Source organism: Candidatus Zymogenaceae bacterium (assembly GCA_016931225.1).
Taxonomy (GTDB): Bacteria; Desulfobacterota; Zymogenia; order Zymogenales; family Zymogenaceae; genus JAFGFE01.
The window spans coordinates 41146-61594 of the sequence record JAFGFE010000005.1 but is presented as its reverse complement, the minus strand read 5'-3'; the positions used below and the strand labels follow the sequence as shown (position 1 = coordinate 61594).

At 57.8% G+C, this 20449-nt stretch carries 19 protein-coding genes; 9 read left to right on the top strand and 10 right to left on the bottom strand.

The window, feature by feature from the left end; translation table 11 throughout:
* The first annotated feature begins 3 nt into the window (after positions 1 to 3).
* Positions 4 to 846: a metal ABC transporter permease gene (locus JW885_01585; protein MBN1880839.1), complete on the top strand. Its 843-nt coding sequence runs from the start codon at positions 4 to 6 to the stop codon at positions 844 to 846.
* A 184-nt stretch (positions 847 to 1030) separates the two neighbouring features.
* On the opposite strand, the gene JW885_01580 is transcribed toward JW885_01585, so the two are convergent.
* From JW885_01580 to JW885_01545, 8 genes are all read right to left on the bottom strand, one after another.
* Positions 1031 to 2287, bottom strand: coding sequence for an MFS transporter (locus JW885_01580; protein ID MBN1880838.1), 1257 nt, complete (start codon positions 2285 to 2287; stop codon positions 1031 to 1033).
* A 203-nt stretch (positions 2288 to 2490) separates the two neighbouring features.
* Positions 2491 to 3459 carry an amidohydrolase gene (locus JW885_01575; protein ID MBN1880837.1) on the bottom strand — a complete coding sequence of 323 codons (969 nt, stop codon included), beginning with the start codon at positions 3457 to 3459 and terminating at the stop codon, positions 2491 to 2493.
* Between the two features lie 58 nt (positions 3460 to 3517).
* Positions 3518 to 4357, bottom strand: a complete 840-nt coding sequence (locus tag JW885_01570) for a hypothetical protein (protein MBN1880836.1) — start codon at positions 4355 to 4357, stop codon at positions 3518 to 3520.
* Positions 4347 to 5393, bottom strand: coding sequence for a CoA transferase subunit A (locus tag JW885_01565; protein MBN1880835.1), 1047 nt, complete (start codon positions 5391 to 5393; stop codon positions 4347 to 4349). Before JW885_01565 ends, JW885_01570 begins: the two co-directional genes overlap by 11 nt.
* Positions 5394 to 5955: 562 nt before the next feature.
* Positions 5956 to 6846, bottom strand: coding sequence for a 4-vinyl reductase (locus JW885_01560; GenBank protein ID MBN1880834.1), 891 nt, complete (start codon positions 6844 to 6846; stop codon positions 5956 to 5958).
* Positions 6847 to 7031: 185 nt separating this feature from the next.
* Positions 7032 to 8282 carry an aminotransferase class III-fold pyridoxal phosphate-dependent enzyme gene (locus JW885_01555; protein MBN1880833.1) on the bottom strand — a complete coding sequence of 417 codons (1251 nt, stop codon included), beginning with the start codon at positions 8280 to 8282 and terminating at the stop codon, positions 7032 to 7034.
* Positions 8283 to 8312: 30 nt separating this feature from the next.
* Positions 8313 to 9074 (bottom strand): hypothetical protein, encoded by a 762-nt coding sequence (locus tag JW885_01550; protein ID MBN1880832.1) that lies wholly within the window; start codon positions 9072 to 9074, stop codon positions 8313 to 8315.
* Between the two features lie 103 nt (positions 9075 to 9177).
* Complete coding sequence (locus JW885_01545; GenBank protein ID MBN1880831.1) at positions 9178 to 10002, bottom strand: crotonase/enoyl-CoA hydratase family protein; 825 nt, start codon at positions 10000 to 10002, stop codon at positions 9178 to 9180.
* 300 nt (positions 10003 to 10302) lie between these two features.
* On the opposite strand from JW885_01545, the gene glk reads away from it, so the two are divergent.
* The 3 genes from glk to fba are packed head-to-tail and all read left to right on the top strand — an operon-like array spanning position 10303 to position 14322.
* On the top strand, positions 10303 to 11373 hold the full coding sequence (gene glk / locus JW885_01540) for a glucokinase (protein MBN1880830.1): 1071 nt from the start codon (positions 10303 to 10305) through the stop codon (positions 11371 to 11373).
* Positions 11357 to 13363, top strand: coding sequence for a transketolase (gene tkt / locus JW885_01535; protein MBN1880829.1), 2007 nt, complete (start codon positions 11357 to 11359; stop codon positions 13361 to 13363). Before glk ends, tkt begins: the two co-directional genes overlap by 17 nt.
* Positions 13364 to 13398: 35 nt before the next feature.
* Complete coding sequence (gene fba / locus JW885_01530) at positions 13399 to 14322, top strand: class II fructose-1,6-bisphosphate aldolase (GenBank protein ID MBN1880828.1); 924 nt, start codon at positions 13399 to 13401, stop codon at positions 14320 to 14322.
* A 104-nt stretch (positions 14323 to 14426) separates the two neighbouring features.
* On the opposite strand, the gene JW885_01525 is transcribed toward fba, so the two are convergent.
* Together JW885_01525 and JW885_01520 are read right to left on the bottom strand one after the other, a co-directional pair.
* Positions 14427 to 15242: a tetratricopeptide repeat protein gene (locus JW885_01525; GenBank protein ID MBN1880827.1), complete on the bottom strand. Its 816-nt coding sequence runs from the start codon at positions 15240 to 15242 to the stop codon at positions 14427 to 14429.
* Between the two features lie 123 nt (positions 15243 to 15365).
* A complete protein-coding gene (locus tag JW885_01520) occupies positions 15366 to 15665 on the bottom strand; it encodes a hypothetical protein (protein MBN1880826.1) in 300 nt (99 codons plus the stop codon).
* A 225-nt stretch (positions 15666 to 15890) separates the two neighbouring features.
* Here JW885_01520 and JW885_01515 point away from each other — a divergent pair, with 225 nt between their 5' ends.
* From JW885_01515 to JW885_01495, 5 genes are all read left to right on the top strand, one after another.
* On the top strand, positions 15891 to 16280 hold the full coding sequence (locus JW885_01515) for a hypothetical protein (GenBank protein MBN1880825.1): 390 nt from the start codon (positions 15891 to 15893) through the stop codon (positions 16278 to 16280).
* 12 nt (positions 16281 to 16292) lie between these two features.
* Positions 16293 to 17444 carry a DNA recombination protein RmuC gene (locus JW885_01510; protein MBN1880824.1) on the top strand — a complete coding sequence of 384 codons (1152 nt, stop codon included), beginning with the start codon at positions 16293 to 16295 and terminating at the stop codon, positions 17442 to 17444.
* A 23-nt stretch (positions 17445 to 17467) separates the two neighbouring features.
* Complete coding sequence (locus tag JW885_01505; GenBank protein MBN1880823.1) at positions 17468 to 18280, top strand: 4-hydroxy-tetrahydrodipicolinate reductase; 813 nt, start codon at positions 17468 to 17470, stop codon at positions 18278 to 18280.
* Positions 18281 to 18401: 121 nt separating this feature from the next.
* Positions 18402 to 19160 carry a fumarylacetoacetate hydrolase family protein gene (locus JW885_01500; GenBank protein ID MBN1880822.1) on the top strand — a complete coding sequence of 253 codons (759 nt, stop codon included), beginning with the start codon at positions 18402 to 18404 and terminating at the stop codon, positions 19158 to 19160.
* Between the two features lie 73 nt (positions 19161 to 19233).
* Positions 19234 to 20406, top strand: a complete 1173-nt coding sequence (locus JW885_01495) for an LL-diaminopimelate aminotransferase (protein ID MBN1880821.1) — start codon at positions 19234 to 19236, stop codon at positions 20404 to 20406.
* The last annotated feature ends 43 nt before the right edge of the window (positions 20407 to 20449 follow it).

The following is a 20449-nucleotide window of genomic DNA, read 5'->3' as shown; positions in this document are numbered from 1 at the left end:
TTCATGCATGCATTCGGTTTCGCGGGAGGATTCCCGGAGCTGTTTTCATTTCTCGAATACGGATTCATCCAGCGGGCGATATTCACGGGCATATTCGTGGGTGTGGCCTCGGGGGTGCTGGGGGTCTTCCTGGTGTTGCGCCGCTACGCCCTCATCGGCCACGGGCTGACCCATGTGGCCTTCGGCGGCGTGGCGGTGGGATTGTTGTTCAGCTCCCAGCCCTTCTGGTGGGCGCTGGTGGTGACGGTGCTGTCGTCGGTGGGCATCCTCAAGCTCCAGGAACGGGTGAAGATGCACGCGGACGTCGCCATCGGCATCGTGTCCGCCGTGGGGATGGCGGCGGGTCTCATTATCGCAAGCGTAGCCGGGGGATACAACGTCGACCTGATGAGTTATCTCTTCGGCAGCATCCTCTCCATCAGCATGGGCGAATTCTGGGTCTCCATTGTCGTATCGGCGGTGGTGATCGGTTTTATCGCGGCGGCCTATCACGACCTCTTCGCGGTAACGTTCGATGAGGAGTCGGCCCGTACCATGGGCGTGCGGGTGGGTTTCTACAACTATTTCTTCACGGTGATCTCCGCCGTCGTCGTGGTGGTGGGGATGCGGGTGGTGGGGCTGCTGTTGATATCGTCCCTGGTCATCCTCCCCGCCATCACCAGCCTCCAGCTTTCCCGCACGTTTTCGAGGTGTTTGATCCTTTCCGCCGTGGTCGCCGTCATCTCGGTGCTGGGGGGCGTTTTCCTGTCCTATCATCTGAGACTTCCCAGCGGCGGCGCCATCGTTGCGGTCAATTTCCTCCTGTTTCTTCTGGCATACATCTACCGGGCGGTTTCGGGACGGTGATCCGTCGGGGCGACCGGTTTGCCGAGTCGTCGATTCCTCGCAGGAAAGGGAAGAATCCGATGAGGCGCGGCGCGTGTCTTGCGGTTACCTGTCGGACTCATGCGGCGCCGTCTCCCGCACCAGTTCCGTCCCGCCGTCCGTAGACTCTGCGGACGTTCGGTCTTCTTCGGGATATCCTCACCGGTCAATGCGTTGCGGTGGATTCACGCGGTTTTGAGCCGACCCCGGGGATGCCCCCCCGTCTTTCTCGAATGTTCAGGATACACATCACACCCAAAAGCACCAGGACTCCGGCGCAGGGATACATGCTCCTCGGCCCGAAGGTCTCGACGAGGTATCCCCCCAGGGCGGGGCCGATGAGGATGGCTCCGTTCTGGCACGCCATGTAGACGCCCAGGAACCCGGCCGTGTTCTCCGGCGGGATGATGGTGATGAAGTAGGAATACGCCACCACCAGTATGATGGCGAATGCGGCGCCGGCTATAATCATCAGGGGGTAGACGGAGCGGAAATCCATGACGACGCCCGTGATGAAGAGAACCAGGGCCAAAAGCATGAGGCCCACGACGGTCAGCCGCTTTTGGCCCGCCCTGACGCCCAGGTAGCCCATCGGCAGGGCGAAAAGGACATATGAGACGGTAAAGAGAAACTGCACCAGCACCGCCTCCCGGACGGTGACCCCGAACATACCCCGCATGGCGATGACGAAAAAGTAATTCGCCATCCATATGCCGCTCCACCACAGTATCATGCCGCCGTAGAAGGAGACCGCCCGGCGCTCGCTCATGATGCGTCTTATCAGGTCTCCCGATTTTCGGACGACGGGCGGGTGCTTCGGCTCCCGGGTGCCGGCGCACATGACGGCGACGGCGAAGACGATTGACCCCGCCGCCCAGAAGAACGGGAACGCGTGGTTTGCCTCCCAGGCCCGGCCTCCGAAAAAGAGATAGGCGATGACCCCGATGCCCCCCACGAAAAACATCACGCCCGAGGCCGTTCCCTGCTGCTGGGGGGGCGCCAGGTCGGGCAGGAGGGCGAAGTAGGGCCCCATCGCCACGAAGAAGGCGGCGTATACAATCAGCGCCAGGAAGATGACCGCCGCCTTCGATGTGACGGACGGCATGATGAGGAGGATCGTCACCGTGACAATCCAGCCCGAGACGATAAAGGGCTTTCGCTTTCCAAAAGGGGTGGAGATGCGGTCGGAGAGCGCTCCGGCGACGATCGGCATGCTCATGCCGAAGATACCCGCGGCGGCGATGACGATGCCGGTTAGAGTTTCGGATCCGAGGATTTCCAGCAGGTGCACCGGCAGGGTGGCCATGGAAAACCCCCAGAACGTCTGCACGGCGTAGAGCCCCATCGAGAGGAGCAGCAGCCGTACGGGGGAGAGGAAGGATTTTTCTCGAGAGCTGTCGATGGCGGGTTCTCCGTGAGACAAACGTATATCTTCTACCAGCAATTGTGTGAAAAAGCAAGGAAATTCCAGTGGATGCACATATCACACCGACAAAGGACCGAAATGGCGATCAAAGAAGTATGCCGTGACGTCGACGGTCGATGTCACCCGCTCGGTATCGGAGACACCGGCGGGTGACACGCCTTCTCGCCCGTCACGGCATGTGCCGTGTACAGCGGATGATATCAGGCAAGTCCGAAGAGTCTCGCCGCGTTATGATAGAGCCACTTGTGTTTTACCTCCTCCTTCAGGGGCAATTCCATCACCCCGTCCGCCAGCTGTTTGATGGTCATGCCCATAAAGAGCCACGTGGAGCCGAACAGGACCCGGTCCTGGAGGATGGAGTTGCCGTAGCGAAGCAGCGGCTCCCAGCCGGTTCCGGGCATGCCGATGTATTTCGGGATGTAGGAGGCGATATCAATATATACGTTCTCGTTTCGCCAGGCGACGGCGACCATCTCCTCCACCCAGGGCCAGCCGCCGTGTCCTGCGATGATCTTCAACTCGGGAAAATCCTGGGCCACGATGTCCAGATATATGGGGCGTTCCACCTCCATGGTATTGGTGGAGTAATTGATGGACATGTGAAACCAGACCGGAATATCCAGGTCCACACACGCGGCGTATATGGGATACATTTTCGCGTGATGCGGCGGGATGCCGAACATGAACGGGCGCATGGCGATGCCCCGAAGACCCAGGTCGTAACAGCGCCGCACTTCCCGGAAGGCGTCCATCCCCTTGAGAGGATCTATACCGGCCACGCCGATGAATGTATCCGGGAAGCGGCGAACCAGGTCCGCGTAGTAGTCGTTGGGAAGGCCCGCCAGGCCGCTGGGGGTCTCCTCGTCCAGATTGAAAATCACCGCCCGCTCCACGCCCATTTCGTCGAGGCTCGCGATAAAGGTCTCGGGATCGGTGGCCAACACCTTCATCTTCGGGGCGAGGGCGGCCTTGAGTTCATCCTGGGTCAACTCCTTTTTCATGCGAAAGAGCTCATCGGCCTCTACTCCCAGGATCGGTGACACCCTGGGACCGAAGACGTTTTTCAGGTATCTGGCCATCTGTGGGGGAAGGGAGGCGATCATATCCAGGACCACCTCCTCTGTAGGGATGTAGCACAGGGAATCGATGATTTTATATGAGTTGCTCATGGTCTCCTCTCGGTATCGTTGGATTTCTGATCGAGGTTGTGAATGTGATCTCGGAAAATCATTCGTCGTTCGCGTGTCCTTCGGCGATCTTCGCAAACAATCGCCCGATCCGGGCGCCGATGGTCTCAATCTGCAGCTTCCTTCCCATGGAGATCTCGGGAGCAAACCGCCTGATGATGTCGAGCTCCTCGGGCGTGGGCAGCGGGGTTGTTTCCAGTGAATCCGCAATCTTCAGGTCCCAGGGAATATCCTTCGTTATCTCCTCCACCGTCATATTCGGATGGAGTCCGGCAAGATACATCTCCTTGGAATCGTCGTCGAATCGAAAGACTCCCTTGGTGGTGATGAGAATCTCGGGTCCCGATCCCTCGGGCATGCCCGCATCGTACCGGGAGGTGCCGCCCTCCACATAACCGGGCGAGGTGAAGTAATCGAGCTTTTCAACAAATTCTCCGCCCCGCATGGTCAGCACCGCCCTGTTTGCATATCCCACGAACTCGGGCGCTCCGCCCGCTCCCATCATGCGGATGATGAAGTTATCGGGATCGCCGATATATGAGCTGTTCATGTTGCCGAATTTATCGATCTGCCCCACCCCGAGGAACGTCACATCGACGTATCCCCTGTTTACGACGGTGGTGAAGATGTCTACCATGTCGCAGGAATAGGTGAATCCCCTGGTGCAGCTCACATCGGCGATATGCAGCGGGACCTTGAAGGGATCCATACCGTATATCCCCGCCTCGGTCAGAATGATGGAATTCGGGGCGTGGGTCGCTCGGGCCAGTACTCCCGCGGCCATGGGGATGCCCTGGCCGATCACCACCATCTCGCTGTCTCTGATCTCCTTTGACGCCCGGGAAACGATCAGCTCGTCTATGGTATATTTAACCGCCATCGATCAGCACTCCTTTCTCATCGAGCATTGCCACGAATTCGTCCATGCTCATGCCAAGCTGGTTTGAATAATCGTTTTCGTCCCAGACCCGGGTGAATGGAAAACCGTAATCGGCGGGTGTGCTCTCGAAACGCTGCGGCAACAGCTCCCTCAAGGTGTCCGACCCGAATTTTCTCTTGTAATGTTCGATGTACGCCTCCCGGTCGGAAACATTGTGTATCCACTCGTCTATCCAGGCGAGAAGCCCTTCGGCCGATGACGCGGACGCGAAGAACAACACCCGAAATAGCATATCGTAGTCATAATGGCCGGCTACTTCCGATGGGTGGGCGCCCCAGGGGGAATGAACCACCGCCGCCACCTTATGGGCGGGAACAATCGTCAGGTGAGGGGACGACTTGATGACATCGCTGTCGACGATTTGCTCGGTCGAGAGAATAACCCGCTTTGCCGCCAATGCCGCCCACTTGGAGTTGATCATCGCACCCCAGAGCTGACCGTTGCCTGATCTGTCGGCCCGCTGAACATGAATCAGTGCGAAGTCGGGATTATATCCCTTGACCACGAGGACCGGCTTTCCGGAAAAGGGGTCCTCCACTTCGGCGAAGCGGTCGCTTTTGAGAAAGCCCCGCCGTTTGACCACGTCGGTCACCCGTATGCCGCCCATGACCGGAATGAAGGGATAGCCCATGGCGCCCGCCTTCATCATCGATAGCAGCGTGTGGTTTGTCATCTCTTCCACCAAAAGGCCGCGTTCCTTGATCGCTCGGTCGAGGGGTGATACCAGGCGTGTGCCTCCGGACCGGAAATTATACGCCAGTACCAGCCGATCGATGACCTCCGATTCCACCAGTTGGTCTATTTCCTCGATACCGCCCTGTTGAAAACACATGAGGTTCCGCTTCTTTTTGCGTATCAATTCATGTGTCAGCGCCAGGGGCATACAATAGAGGCAATTGGCGAACACGAAGGAGTCTCCATCGGACACAAAACGCTCGATCGCCTCGGAGGCGGTCATGAGCTTGTCCGTTGCCATGAATTTTTCCATAGAAAGCCCCATGATATGAGATAAAAGATAAAAGAAGAGGAGTATGGTGGCTGGGATGGTGATTGTGCGAATGTCCGGGAAGAGGTTCCCTCAGCCGTTGATACATACACACGTTATTATATTATTGCATGGCGGGGTGCATAATGACCAGTATTTTTTCCGGAGTCGGGATAAAAAACGGGCGTCTCATATCGCCGGTCCAGTGCGGTTCAAGACGCCCAATGAGAAAAATGAGGTATGAAAAGGGCAAGTGTGGGATGTATTGTTCTTTTTTAAGCATGCATACCCTAACCGATACATGTAAAGGGAGAATAAACATTCTGTTATTTTTCATGGAATCGACGGCCGGACGGATGAACAATGGACGGAACATGCAGGGAGGATTGACGGATTACCATGAAAAACGGGACGAATCCCGTTAGGAAGGAGTCGTCCCGAAAATAAATCAAAATGTATGTAAGAAACCGGTAACGTATTGGACGCCCGAAAACCGCTTTGATGTATATATATGGATGATGTCGGGTTTTTTTCGGCTTTCGGATGACGTCGGCTATTCCGGCTTCAATGCCAGGTTGTCCAGTTCCCGCCACTGTTCTTCCAGTTCATTCCAGTCGAGGGGGCCTGAGCCTACTTTTTTCTGCTTGATGGCAAACGCACAGCATTCGTCTCCGGCGGCGGAACACATGACTTCTTTCGATTCCGTTGTGTCGCCTATATATGTCTCGGCGATCATGGCCCCGAGCCCCTCCAGATATTTCTGGAACAGGAAACATGTCGGGGAGTCCGATGTGACGCCGTCGGACTCGTAGGCGTCCCAGCATTTCAGGTAGAACATATACATGCCGTCGGGCATCATTTTGGTGGCGATCCGGGTTCTTCCCCACCCCAGGAACGGAAAGCTGTTGGAAAGCACCCCGTCCATGGAGGCCATGGCCCCTTCCAGGTCGTTCCAGTTGTAATTTTCACACGCCCGCTGCCCCACCGCGTATCCCGCCCGGCGGGTGACGGTGTTTAATATGGCCCGGGCACCGTGCTCGGTGAGGATGGAAATGGAGGCGTCCTTGAACGCCTGGAGGAACCTCAGGGGCAGCATGGAAAACGGGGTGTTTCCGAAGGCGATCAGGTCCCGGGTTTTCCCGTCCCACTGGAAGAGGTCCGGTATGGTCGAACCGTCCGTGGATATCGGCAAGATGGTCTTGTCGTTTGCGTCGCGGACGTGGCCGTAGGTGGGATTGTCCGTATCGGCCTTGGGTGAGCCCACGGTCGTCAGCAGGGAGCGAAGGGTCATGGTGACGGCGTTTTTCCCCTCCGCTTTTTCAATTTCATCCAAAAACGACTGGAGAAAACCCCGGCGCTGGAGTATGAGCCTTTCCGTACGGTCTCCCGCTTTTAGGGTGATGATTCCCCGCGTTGTATCCCATGAAATGGTATTATGAGTCATGAAGAGAGTCTCCCTTAAAAGATGAATATATTCACGCAACATATTATACCCATTATACACTATAGTACAGGTGAAGTTCAAAGGATGATATACAAAAAAAACGGACGCATCGAGAGGTGTTGATGCGTCCGTTTTGTGTATGATGTGTTAAGGAAGTCTCGGAAACGCGGTTATTCGGATTTTCTTTAACTCGCTCCGAAAACCTTCTTGACCTCCTTGAACGCCTCGTTCGCAATGTTGACCGACTTTTCGATGTCCTTTTCCTCATGGGCGGCCGAGACGAACCAGTTGTGATGGGGATGAAAGAAGACCCCCCGTTTCATGGACTCTGCGGCGAACAGCTGGCTTCTTCTGAAGCTCACATCTCCCACAAAGGTCATGAAGGGAATGGCCGGGGGTCCGGTGACGGAAATCTCCAGGTCGTTGGCCTGGGCCATCTCCTCCAGTCCCGACTTGAGCTTCTCACCCATTTTGCGCATCTTTTCGATGCCCTTGTCTCTCTGGAGGATTTCCAGGGTCTTTAAAGACGCGGCCATCGGATCCGCGGCGAACCAGTAACTCCCGGTGAAAAAGACATTACTGGCGCTGAGCCGTGTCTTTTCGTTCCCGACCATGGCCGACAGGGGGTGCCCATTGGCGATGGCCTTGCAGTAGCAGGAGATATCCGGTTGGAAGCCGAAGTATTCGTGGGATCCCCTCATATCCAGGCGAAATCCGGCCCGGACATCGTCCAGAATTAGGATGATTCCCTCGTCGTCACAGGTTTTCCTGATGCCGTTCCAGAAACCGTCGGGTGGCATCTGCTGATCCGCCCACGTGGGATGGTGATACGGTGTAAAGATGGCCCCCGCCACCTGGTCCGGGTTTTCCTTGACGAGCCGGCGGAATCCCTCGAGGTCGCCCCAGTCTATATAGAGGATGTGATCGACGTCCTCGTCAATCACGCCGCCGTGGCCGGCGCCCTGCGCCCAAGGAGCCGTACCGTGGTATGCGCCCTTGGCCATGATGATTTTTTTCCTCCCGGTATGTTTTCTGGCGACCAGGAGGGAGTGGTTGGTCATGTCCGCGCCGTTCTTGCCGAACACCGCCCATTCGGCCATGGGGATGAGTCCGGTCAGGCGCTCGGCAAGCAGCACCATCACCTCCGCGGGGTGGTTGCAGCTGCTGACCTTGCGGCGTTGGGCGTCGGCGGCCTCCTCGACTTCGTCGTTGTTGTATCCCAAAACCATCGGGCCGTAGGCGCAGATGTAATCGATATACTCGTTGCCGTCGACGTCCCAGTAGCGACATCCCTTGGTTTTCTCCACATAATAGGGAGAGGCCAGGGGGCCGGTTATGACGGGTGTATGGTGACCGTAGATACCCTGGGGTATCACCTTGACAGCTCGCTTGAAAATCTCCAAGGATTTCTTATATTTATCTTCGTAACCCTTCATGATTTGTCTCCCTCGTCTTCCCGTTCCGAATTATTCCAGGTAGGCCCCGGCCTTTTCCATGAGCACCGCGAGCTGTTCCACCATCGCCAGCGATCCCGAGAGGTCGATGTCTCCCAGGCAGATGGCGGCCATCAGGTCAAGGGTGTCGGTGAACATGGCATAGGCGATGTCATAATCTCTAAACCCGAGGTATACCGTGTAATCATCCGGTTTTCCCTTTGCGGCGGTAAATGTCGTCCCCTCTTTTTTCAGGTAGACAGACGGTCCTCCCTTGATTTCCAGAAAGGCGATGCCGTCCGGTATCTTCTTGACGATGTCCTTTACGGATTCGTCCGCGTTGCCCACCTGGGCCGCGCCGAATATGGCGGCCACCATCAAAAGCGAGGCCACCATCTCCTTGCCCTTCTTGCCGCCGGGGGGATTTTCCACATTGTCCATGTAGGCTTCCAGCCTTTTTCCCAAAGGGTCAAATCCCTTCATCACCAGGCCCATCTTCAGAAGTCCCTTTACCGGGATGGGCAGGGTAAATCCCCCTTCGAAAAGGTTGTTTAACATGGAGACGCTGGGGAGAAACAGGCTGACGGTCGGCTTTTTATCGGTGCCGGGTGTGGCCACCACACCGTCCGGGCTGATTTCCACCTGGGCTGCAAGGCTCCCGGGCGCCTTGAACTGGATGACGCCGGAGTGTTTCTTGATAATTTCCTTTGCTTCCGCGTCTCTCTTGGCGAGTTCTTCGAACAGGTGAAGCACGGCATACAGGTACAGCCGGGCCTTCACGATTTCAGCAGACATAACTCCCTCCTCGTGCGTTCAATCCCGGTGATACGGGGGTGACAAAAATTGTATGATAAAGATACTCTCAATAACGCATCATCCCGAAACAACACCGGTTCGATCACTCACCAGTAAAATCAGGTTTTCTCCGTTCTCCAAATGCGGCAAGTGCCTCGAAGAGATCCTTTGAGGGGAGGATGTTTGCGCTCTTGTGGGCGACATATGTCAAGCCGTCGTCCATCGACTTATCCCTGCAGTAATGGATGACATCCTTGGCCGCCATCACCGCCAGAGGAGACTGGTCCGCGATCTCCCGGGCCAGGTCTTCGGCGGCCGCGTACATCGTGTCCTTATCGGGATAGACGTAGTTGACCAGGTGCATCTCTTTTACTTCCTGAGCCGAGTAGTTCCGGGTGGTGTAGGTCATCTCCTTGGCGAATCCCTCACCGACGATACGGGGAAGGCGCTGCAGGGTGCCCACGTCGGCAACAATGGCTATCCGTGCCTCCCTCACCGAAAAGGTGGCGTCTTCGCTAGCCAGCCGGATATCGCAGGCGGTGATGAGGTCCACGCCTGCGCCGATGCAGTGGCCTTGGATTGCGGCGATGACGGGTTTGCTGCATGACTCGAACGCGGTGATGGATTTCTGAAGTCTCAGGATGTCCTTGATGAGTTTTACGCGCTTTCTGCCCATGATTCCGGGTTCGGTGAGACCCGTCACCTCACCGGCCATGCCTATCAGGTCAATACCTGCGGTGAAGGCCTTTCCCCTTCCCCCCAGGATAACCACGCGCACGTCGTCGTCTTGGTCCATTTCTTCCATCACGTCCACCGCTTCTCTCCAGAAGTCGGGTCCGCATGCGTTGAGTTTTTCCGGTCGGTTCATGAATAACCAAGCGAATTTTTCCTTCTTCTCAATTTCAAAGACTTTGTAGGTTCCAGCCATGTTCCACACCTCGTTCTTTGACATAACAATGTTCATTTTCGCGGACTCCATTGTAGCAGGTTTTTGAAGGAATGAAAACAGAAACGTCCGGAATTTTCCACATTCGTGCGAATTTTTTGTTTTTTTAAGTTCATTGATCCACTCACTCTCTTTGAAACCGGGTTATTGCCTCCTTTTTCGGATGTTTTCCCTTGCCAAGATTGTCAGGTGTGCTATCATTTGGTGGAAAAAGTACAATACAGAAAATTTTTTGAATCCATCATCGAGCGGAACAATACCGCTCGGTTTTCGCATGATACCGTGATTTTTACCGCAGATATCGGCGGCACCACCACCCGGCTTGCCCTCTTTACCGAAGAATTGGGCGGCCCGGTGATGGATCGCCGGACAGACTATACAAATCGCGATTTCGACTCCTTTGGCGATATCGTCGCCGATTTTCTGGCTGGGGACGAAGCGATCAACGGCGCCTGTGTGGCGGCGGCGGGACCGGTTCATGATGGGGCGGTGCTGGTGACCAACCTCTCATGGCGCATCGATCGGCGTGATATCTCCCGCATGGTTGGCTGTGACCGGACGCTTCTGGTCAACGACCTGGTGGCCCTGGCGGCGGGTACGCCGCACCTCGAAGATACTGACCTTGTGTGCCTGCATCCCGGGGGATATCGAGGAGGGCGTCGGAGAGGGACGGCGGCCATCGTCGCCGCGGGCACCGGCCTGGGAGAGGCGTACCTGATCCCCATGAAAAGAGGGGACGAAACGGTGTTGATCCCCCGCCCCTCGGAGGGGGGGCACGCGGATTATCCGCCCAGAAACGACGAGGAGGCGGCGCTCTGTGACTATCTCCGCTCCCGATACGGGCATGTCAGCAAGGAGCGGGTGATCTCCGGCGGCGGCATTCGGTCCATCTATGAGTTTTTGAAAGATACCGGCCGCGCGGCCCCGGACCCGGACGTGGAGCGGCTTCTCGATCGGGAAAAGGGCGGGATCGATGAAAAACCGCCGCGTGAGAGGCCGACCGACCCCAACCAGATCATCACGAGAAACGCGCTGGATGGGGTGTCCGACATATCGGTTCAGACCCTTCGCATGTTCGTCTCCGCGTACGGCGCGGAAGCGGGGAACATGGCGCTTACGCTGATGGCCGATGGGGGTGTGTATATCGGCGGGGGGATCGCCCCGAAAATTCTTCCAGCGATGACCGACGGACGGTTCATCGAGTCGTTTTTGGACAAGGGGAGGCTTTCAGACTACCTGAAGGAAGTACCGGTGTGGGTGATTGTCAATCCCGCCGTTCAGCTTATTGGTGCTGTGTACCTGGCAGTGGAAGATGATGACGGCATGGAGGTAATGGATGAAAGGCAAGGATAAGGCGGAAATCGAGGCCCTGAGTATCAATACCATTCGAATGCTGGCGGTGGACGCGATTGAAAAAGCAAAGTCGGGTCATCCGGGCATGCCCATGGGCGCCGCCGCAATGGCATATACCCTGTTTACGAAATTTCTCAGGTTCGATCCCGAAGACCCGGCGTGGATAGGGAGGGATCGATTCATCCTGTCGGCGGGTCACGGCTCCATGCTGTTGTATGCCCTGCTTCATCTGTGCGGCTATGATATAAGCATGGACGATCTGAAGGCGTTTCGCCAGTGGGGAAGCAAGACCCCCGGACACCCGGAATACGGCCATACGCCGGGAGTGGAGACCACCACCGGCCCCCTCGGCCAAGGCTTCGCCACCGGTGTCGGGATGGCGCTGGCCCTCAGGCATCTCGCCGCCAGATACAACACGAAAGACCATGCGGTCGTGGGAGAGCGGGTCTTCGGCATAGTCGGCGACGGGGACCTGATGGAGGGCGTCAGCGAAGAAAGCGCCGAGCTTGCGGGGCACCTGGGCCTGGGTAATATCGTTTATCTCTATGACGACAACGACATCAGCATCGAGGGCAATACGGATATCACCTTTACCGTCAACGTGGCCGAACGATTCGGCGCCGCGGGGTGGCAGGTCCTGACCGTGCGCGACGGCAACGATACAGAGCTGATCGAGGCCGCCGTCCGCCGGGGGATCGCGGAGGAGAAGCGGCCGACCCTGATCATGATCAAGACCCACATCGGCTTCGGCTGTCCGGCAAAGGTGGGGAGCGCGTCGTGCCACGGTTCTCCCCTGGGCTCGGAACACGTCCGTGAGACGAAGGAAAACCTGGGCTGGCCCACAGAGCCCCTCTTTTACGTGCCCGCGGAGGTATCCCGACATTTCACCGAGATCGCCAGTGAGAAACGGGCGTATGTCCACGCCGAGCGGGCTGCGATGGAGGAGTACAAGGCCAGAAATCCCGAGCGGGCGAAAGAAATGGCGCTGATCGCGGAGAAGGGGCTTCCCGAGGGATGGGGGGAGGTGTTGGATGCGGCCTTCGACCCGGAAAAGAAGACGGCCACCCGGGCCGCTTCGGGGGAGGTACTCAACAATCTTGCGGATGTGATCCCCTGGCTTGTCGGCGGATCCGCGGACCTGGCCCCCTCCAACAACACGTATCTGAAGAACTACACGGATTTCCAAAGGGAAAACCTCGGGGGGAGAAACATCCGCTTCGGTGTTCGGGAGCACGCCATGGCCGCGATGCTCAACGGCATGGCCCTTGCGGGGCTTGTGCCCTACGGCGGGACGTTCCTGGTGTTTGCGGACTACATGCGCCCGGCCATACGCCTGGCGGCCCTGATGGGGCTTCGGGTGGTGTACGTGTTTACCCACGACAGCATCGGCCTGGGGGAGGACGGCCCCACCCATCAGCCGGTGGAGCACCTGGCCGCCTTGAGGGTGATGCCGAACGTCGCCGTGATCCGTCCCGCGGATGCACAGGAGACCGCGGCCGCCTGGAAAATCGCCCTGGAGAGGATATCGGGCCCCACGGCCCTGATTCTCAGCCGACAGGGGCTGCCCCTGCTCGATCGAGGGATATACCCGAAAGCGGGTGAGATCGAAAGGGGGGGCTACACACTGACGAAGCCCGGGGGTGAGCCCGACCTGATTCTCATCGCCACCGGCGCCGAGGTGCACCTGGCCCTTTCCGTAGCACAGGCCTTGGCCGAGAAAAACGTCAACGCTCGGGTGGTAAATATGGCCTGTTTTGAGCTGTTCGACGAGCAGCCAGAGGAATATCGGAGGGAGGTCCTCCCTCGGGGCGTGAAAAAGATCGCCGTCGAGGCGGCGTCTCCCTTCGGATGGGAAAGATACGTCGGCATCGACGGAGACATCGTGGGGGTGGAGACCTTCGGCGCGTCGGCCCCGGCGGACGTGTTGTTTGAACAATACGGTTTCAGCGTCGAAAAGATAACCGAGAGGGCGCTCAAGCTTATCTCATAAACCAGTCATAACGATGGACAAGGAGGAATTGCGATATGCCGTTGACCGGAACAAAGGAGATGTTTGAGAGGGCCTACAGGGAACAGTACGCTGTGGGTGCGTTCAATATCAATAACATGGAAATCATACAGGGGATTGTAGAGGCGGCCCAGGACGAAAAGGCGCCGCTGATCCTCCAGGTCAGCGCGGGAGCCCGGAAATACGCCCGGCATGAATACCTGCTGAAGCTGATGGAGGCGGCCCTTGAAACCGCGGATGTGCCGATGTGTCTGCACCTTGATCACGGTGAGGATTTCGAGATAGCAAAATCGTGCATCGATGGCGGCTTCACTTCGATCATGATAGACGGCTCGAAACATCCCTTCGATGAAAACGTGGCCCTGACGAAAAAAGTGGTGGAATACGCCCACGAGCGGGGAATTCCGGTGGAGGCGGAGCTGGGGAAGCTTGCGGGCATCGAAGACGCCATCTCCAGCAAGAAGTCGGTCTTCACCGATCCCGACGAGGCGGTACAGTTCGTTGAAAAGACCGGGTGCGACTCTCTGGCCATCTCCGTGGGGACGTCCCACGGGGCGTACAAGTTCAAGGGGGAGCCGCAGCTCGATTTCGAGCGGCTGGAGGTGATTTCCGAGAAGCTTCCGGGCTACCCCCTGGTGCTTCACGGGGCGTCCACGGTGTTGCCGGAGTTCGTCGAGCAGGCCAACGCCTACGGCGGCAAGCTCCCCGGAGCAAGGGGCGTTCCCGAGGAGATGATCCGTCGGGCCGCAAAGCTGGGGGTGTGCAAGGTCAACATAGACACGGACCTCCGCCTTGCCATGACCGCCACGATCAGGAAGCACTTCGTCGAGAATCCCGAGGATTTCGATCCCAGGAAATACCTGGGTCCCGCCCGGGACGCCATCCGGGAGCTGGTTCGCCACAAGCTGAAAAACGTACTGGGGTGCGCGGGAAAGGCGTAGGCGATGCGCCGGGCCGCATAAAGCGGCATGGTTGAAATATCATATAAATGAAAACAGGGGAATTCCCTATGGGAATTCCCCTGTTTCGTGTCGTATTCCGATCCTTATCGGGAGATGCCGCCCTTCCCGCGGACTTCGTTGAGGTCCTGGCCGCTGTCGCACATGCCCGGAGAGAGGATCTCCGCCCTTTCGCGATCCTTCTCGGCCATCTTCGCGTTTCCCAGCATGAGAAACGCCTCGGCCCGCCGACAGTGTGCCTGGGCGAGGTAGTCGGTCTGGTCGTCGGTATAGCGGACGATGGCTTCCGAGAAATCAGCGACGGCCCCCTCCCAGTCTCCCATGTCGAACTTGATCAGCCCGCGGTTGTAGTAGGCGGGGGCGTACGAGTCGTCATATCGAACGGCGTTGTTGATGGAGGCCAGGGCCAGCTCCGGATTGTTCCGGGAACGGTGGATAACCCCCATGAGATTGTGCGCCCGGGCATAGGTCGGGTCGATCGTGAGGGCGGAAAGCAGGTCGTCTTCCGCGCTGGATACGTTTCCCAGCCGGTAGCTGATAACGGCCCGCTCGAAGTAGGCTTCAGGATTGTCCGGGGACTGGACGATCAGTCGGGCGATATCCGCCAAAGCCAGGTCGTATTGATCGATGGCTGAATAGACCCGGGCCCGCGCCAGGAGCACCTCCGCCTCGCCCTCTTTACTCCCCGTCCAGAGGGTCTTCGACTGGTTCAGATATTCGAGGGCCACTTCATAGTTACCGGCGTCAAAGGCGATGACGCCCAGGTTGTATAAATCCCTGGCCTCGTCGTAGGAGGCGTTCCTGGCGGTGTCTCCGGAGGACGGCCCCCCCTGGTGTGTGGTCACGCAGCCGGTCGATATAAGCACCATGAAGAGGCCCAGTAGTAAAATCGTGCGTTTCACGGGTCTTTTCCCCCCTGTTGATAGAGCGTCGGGTCAATGGACGCCATTATAGACCAGAATCGTCACGAATGAAAAGAGAAAACGAAAAAAGCATTTCCTGCTCGTCGGTGGTGACGACCGCCGCTACTTCATCGGGTGCAGGATATGGGACAGTCGGAAATCCATGCTCGCCGCGTCAGTCACCCGGGATCCTCCCACCTGAAACACGTATGTGGTCAGCTTCCCGCCCGGCTCCCGGAACGTGTAGCAAATATAATAATCCGCCCGACTTCCGAGTACGCTCACATCCAGAAGCTCCCCCGCGGATGTGGGGATGCTCTCGGACGGATAGAGGTCGGGCGCCTGGGCCATCACTGTGACCGTCGAAAAGAGGAGCAGTATCCCAGCGATCAGTCCAGCGCATGCTATCGATAATCGTTTCATGAATTTCCTCCTTGGATTGAAAACGTGGTTTGACATGTCGCATTCCCGACGGGCCGGATATCGACGTCCGGCGGGACGTGCGGAATAGTATAAGTATATGCGGTTTTTCCCCGCGTGTCAAAGCGGATGGTGTGACAACCAGCATTCTTGACCGGAAAGGCCGATATTATTATAATGAAGGCCGTCTGAAGTTTTCAATAGACGTGAAATGAATGGAGGACGCCCATGCCCCGGACGATTGAGTTTTACGAGACACACCTGAAGGACAGGTTTCGATCCGTCGATCACCTGAATGAAAAAGATCTGGAATGGCTTCTGACCGTGCACGACAAAAAGGTGGAATATTTCAAGGAGGAGCGAAAAATGCACTTCGGGGCCTTCGCCCTGGTGACGGTCCTTTTTTTCCTGCTGCTTCCGGTCATCCTTGCCGGGGGTGAATTCATCAGGCCGCTCCTTTTCATCGAGGGGCTTTTGTTTATCCTGATGGTCCCGTATGTGTTCTATTACGCCTGGTACGAGAACAGACTGAGAAAACTGGAGGAATTTTACTTCGTGATTCTGGAGGCGCTTGTTGGGATGGAGGAAAAAGAGATTTACAGGGAGACGAATAGTTGATAGTATAACACGATGAATTTCATATCCGAATACGGCATGGCGCTCCTCCTTGGAGGGGGCGGTCTGATCATCGCCCTTGTCGTGTTGCTCGTCTATCTGTTGGCCTCCATGGGCCGGCTCAAGCACGGCGAGGAGATGCGCCAGCAGGAGATGCGCCTCATTATGGAGCAAAGCGGCCGCACCCTCGCCAAAGAGCTCCAATCGATGATGCAGACGGTCAACACCTCGGTGGACAACAAGCTCACCAACGTCCAGGGCCTCATCGACAAGCGGCTGGCGGACAACTCGGCGCTTTTGGAAAAGCGCTTGGATATCAACGCCAAGTCGATGGAGCGCACCCGGGAGAGCGTGGATCAGCGGCTCCGAAATGTCACTGAGACCCTCACCGGGCTCGAGGTGGCCCAGCAGCGGATCGTGGCGGTGGGAAAGGACATCCTGGAACTCCAGGACATCCTGAAGGCGCCGAAGCTTCGGGGCGGATTCGGGGAGTTTTTACTTGCGGATTTCCTTGCCCAGATACTCCCCGCAGAGCACGTCAAGACCCAGTATCGCTTTTCCACGGGCGAAATCGTGGACGCGGTCATCATCCTCCGGGACGGTATGGTGCCGGTGGACGCCAAGTTTCCCATGGAAAACTTCAGGAAGTATATCGGGGCCGACAGCGACGAGGAGAAGAAGCGGGCGAAGAAAACCTTCGTGGGGGATGTGAAAAAGCAGGTCGACGAGATCTCCGAAAAATATATCCGCACCGACGAGGGAACCTTCGCCTTCGCCCTGATGTATATCCCGGCGGAGAATATATATTATGAAACCATCATCCGGGACGAGGATTTGGGGGGTGAGCGGTCGCTGTTGAACTATGCCCTCGCGAAAAACGTCATCCCGGTATCCCCCAACAGCTTTTACGCCTATCTTCAGGCCATTGCCCTGGGTCTCAAGGGGATGCGTATCGAGGAGCACGCCCGGGAGATGCTGGGGCATCTGGATCGCCTCAAGGGGGATTTCACCAAATTCCGGGAGGATTTCGAGGTGCTGGGGACGCATCTGAAAAACGCGCGGAACAAATACGACGACGCCGGTTCCAAGCTGGGCAGGTTTGAGGACCGGCTGGATGACGTGGGGGCCCTCGGTCAGGGCGAACCCCCGGCGATCGAGGAATCGTAACAGACGAAATCGGAAGGATCGATATGATTAATGTGGCGATAAGCGGCGCCAGCGGCAGGATGGGGCGGACGGTGATGACCGCCCTGATGGGCGAGGGCGACATGACTCTCTCCGGCGCCCTGGAGATGCCGGGGCATCCGGCCCTGGGAACCCCCGCGTTGGCGGAGCAGGGTGGGCCGGGGGAGGCGGCGGAGAGGATTAAAATTACTGATGATATGAAGGCCGCCCTCGAAGGGGCGGATGTGCTGATAGATTTTTCATCGCCCGAGGGGACCGTGGCGGTGATTCGGGCCGCGGCGGATGCGAAAATCGCGGCGGTCACCGGCACCACGGGGCTTTCCGATGACGATGTGACCCGGGTAACGGAGGCGTCCTCGGTGATTCCTGTGGTGATGGCCCCCAATATGAGCGTGGGCGTGAACGTCCTGTTCAAGATCGCGGGCGAAGTGGCGGCGGTGCTGGGAAGTGCCTACGACGTGGAGATCATCGAGGCCCATCACCGACAGAAGGTGGACGCCCCCAGCGGCACGGCGAAACGACTCTACGAGATCATCGCCCGGGCGCTGGAGCGGGATACGGAAAAGGCCGGGGTGTACGGCCGGGAGGGGATGGTGGGCAAACGTACCACGGAAGAAATCGGCGTGATGGCGGTGAGGGCCGGGGACATCGTGGGCGAGCACACGGTCATCTTCGGCGGTATCGGGGAGCGCATCGAGCTGGTGCACCGGGCCCACAGCCGCATGACGTTGGCCTCCGGCGCGGTTCGCGCCGCACGCTGGGTCATCGGACGTCAGCCCGGAATGTACGACATGCAGGATGTGCTGGGTCTCTCGTAAGCGAAGAGAAGGTGTCGGGCGCCCGAACAGGCTCTTTCGGACAGCGATACACAGCGAGTCATCCGCTTCGATATATCTTTACATTGACTCCTCGCATCTCGGCGTGGAGAAAGGATAATACATGAAGATCGCCCGTTTTTTTGCCGACTCATCGGTCCGGTACGGCATCGTGGATGGAGACGACATCATAGAGCTTGTGAATGGAGAGATCCCGTCGGATGAAGACGCGGTCGTCTATCTCCTGCCGGAGGTGACGCTCCTGGCCCCCACGGCACCCTCGAAGGTGGTGGCGGTGGGCCTGAATTACACCGACCACGCCAAGGAGGTGGGGATGGACCTTCCCGCAGACCCGATGATTTTTCTCAAGCCGTCCACGTCCATCATCGGACCGGATGAGAATATCATCTACCCCGTCATGTCGGAACGGGTGGACTACGAGGGTGAGCTGGCGGTGGTCATCTCCCAGGAGGCGAAAAACGTCTCCCCCGAAGACGCCGAGGAGTATATCCTGGGCTATACCTGCGTCAACGACGTGACGGCCCGGGACCTCCAGGTGAAGGATGTACAGTTCACCCGGGCGAAGTCCTTCGACACATTCTGCCCCATCGGGCCCTGGATCGATACCGATATCGATCCCACCGATGTCGCCATCGAGACCAGGGTCAACAACAAGACGGTACAGTCATCACACACGAAACACCTCAACTGGGACGTGTTCGAGCTGGTATCGTTCATCTCGCGGATTATGACCCTGCTTCCCGGAGACGTCATCGCCACCGGAACCCCGGCGGGGATCGGCCCCCTGGAGCCGGGGGACCGGGTGGACGTGACCATCGCCGGAATCGGGACCCTGTCCAACCGCGTGATTGAGGCGGAGTAACGTCCCGGGAACCGCCCACATCCCGACGTGTCCTATAATCAGCTTGTTATTGACCTTGAGGAAATGAACGCCGATGAAAGTGACCTATGCCGATCGTATCAACGAGCTTCCCCCCTACCTGTTTGAAAAAATCGACCAGCTCAAGGCTGAGATGCAAAAAACGGGGGCGGACATCATCGACCTGGGGGTGGGAGACCCCGATCTGCCGACCCCGAAGCCCATCATCGAGGTGCTCCAGCGGGAGGTGGAAAATCCTCTCAATCATCGGTATCCCTTCACCCGGGGCATGGAGGTGTTTCGCCGCTCCGTGGCGGAGTGGTATAACCGCAGGTTCGAGGTACATATACAGCAGGACGGGGAGGTCGTCTCCGTCATCGGCTCCAAGGAGGGCATCTCTCACGTACCGGTGGCCTTCGTGAATCCGGGGGATGTCGTCCTGGTGCCGGAGCCGGCGTATCCGGTGTATGCCATTACCGCGAAGTTTTCCGGCGGCGAGGTTTCGTATATGCCGCTGTTGGAGAAAAACGGATACCTTCCGGATTTGAGCGCCGTCGACGACGACACCGCCCGGCGGGCGAGGCTCATGTACCTCAACTATCCGAACAACCCCACCTCGGCAATCGCCGACGAGGCGTATTTCAAAGACGTGGTTACTTTCGCGAAAAAGCACAATATCATCGTCGTCCACGACGCGGCGTATACGGAGCTTTATTTCAATACCGAACGCCCCATGAGCTTTCTTGAAGTGGAGGGGGCGAAGGATGTGGGCATGGAGATACACAGCCTCTCCAAGTCGTTTAATATGACCGGATGGCGCGTCGGCTTCGCCGTGGGGAATCAAAAAATCGTGGGGGGATTGGGGAAGGCGAAATCGAACATGGACTCGGGCATCTTCCAGCCGATACAGGCGGCCGCGGCCTTCGCCCTGGATCACGCCGACGAGCTGTCCGTCCCCATCCGGGACGTCTACCGAAGCCGCAGGAACGTGCTCGCCTCGGCGCTCAAAAAAGCGGGATTACAATGTAGCACGCCGTCGGCCACCTTCTATTTTTGGGTCCGGGTGCCCGAGGGGTATACCTCGGAGTCGTTCACGGAGCTCATGCTGAAGAAGGCCCATATCGTGGTGACCCCCGGTTCCGGCTTCGGCCCCAGCGGAGAGGGCTACGTCAGGCTGACCCTGTGCACCACCGAGGAGCGCCTTATTGAGGCGGGACGACGCATCGTCGACGCCATGAAGAAAGACTGATAACAGACTGTTGTACGGAATACGGCGATCCGGCCGTTTATGA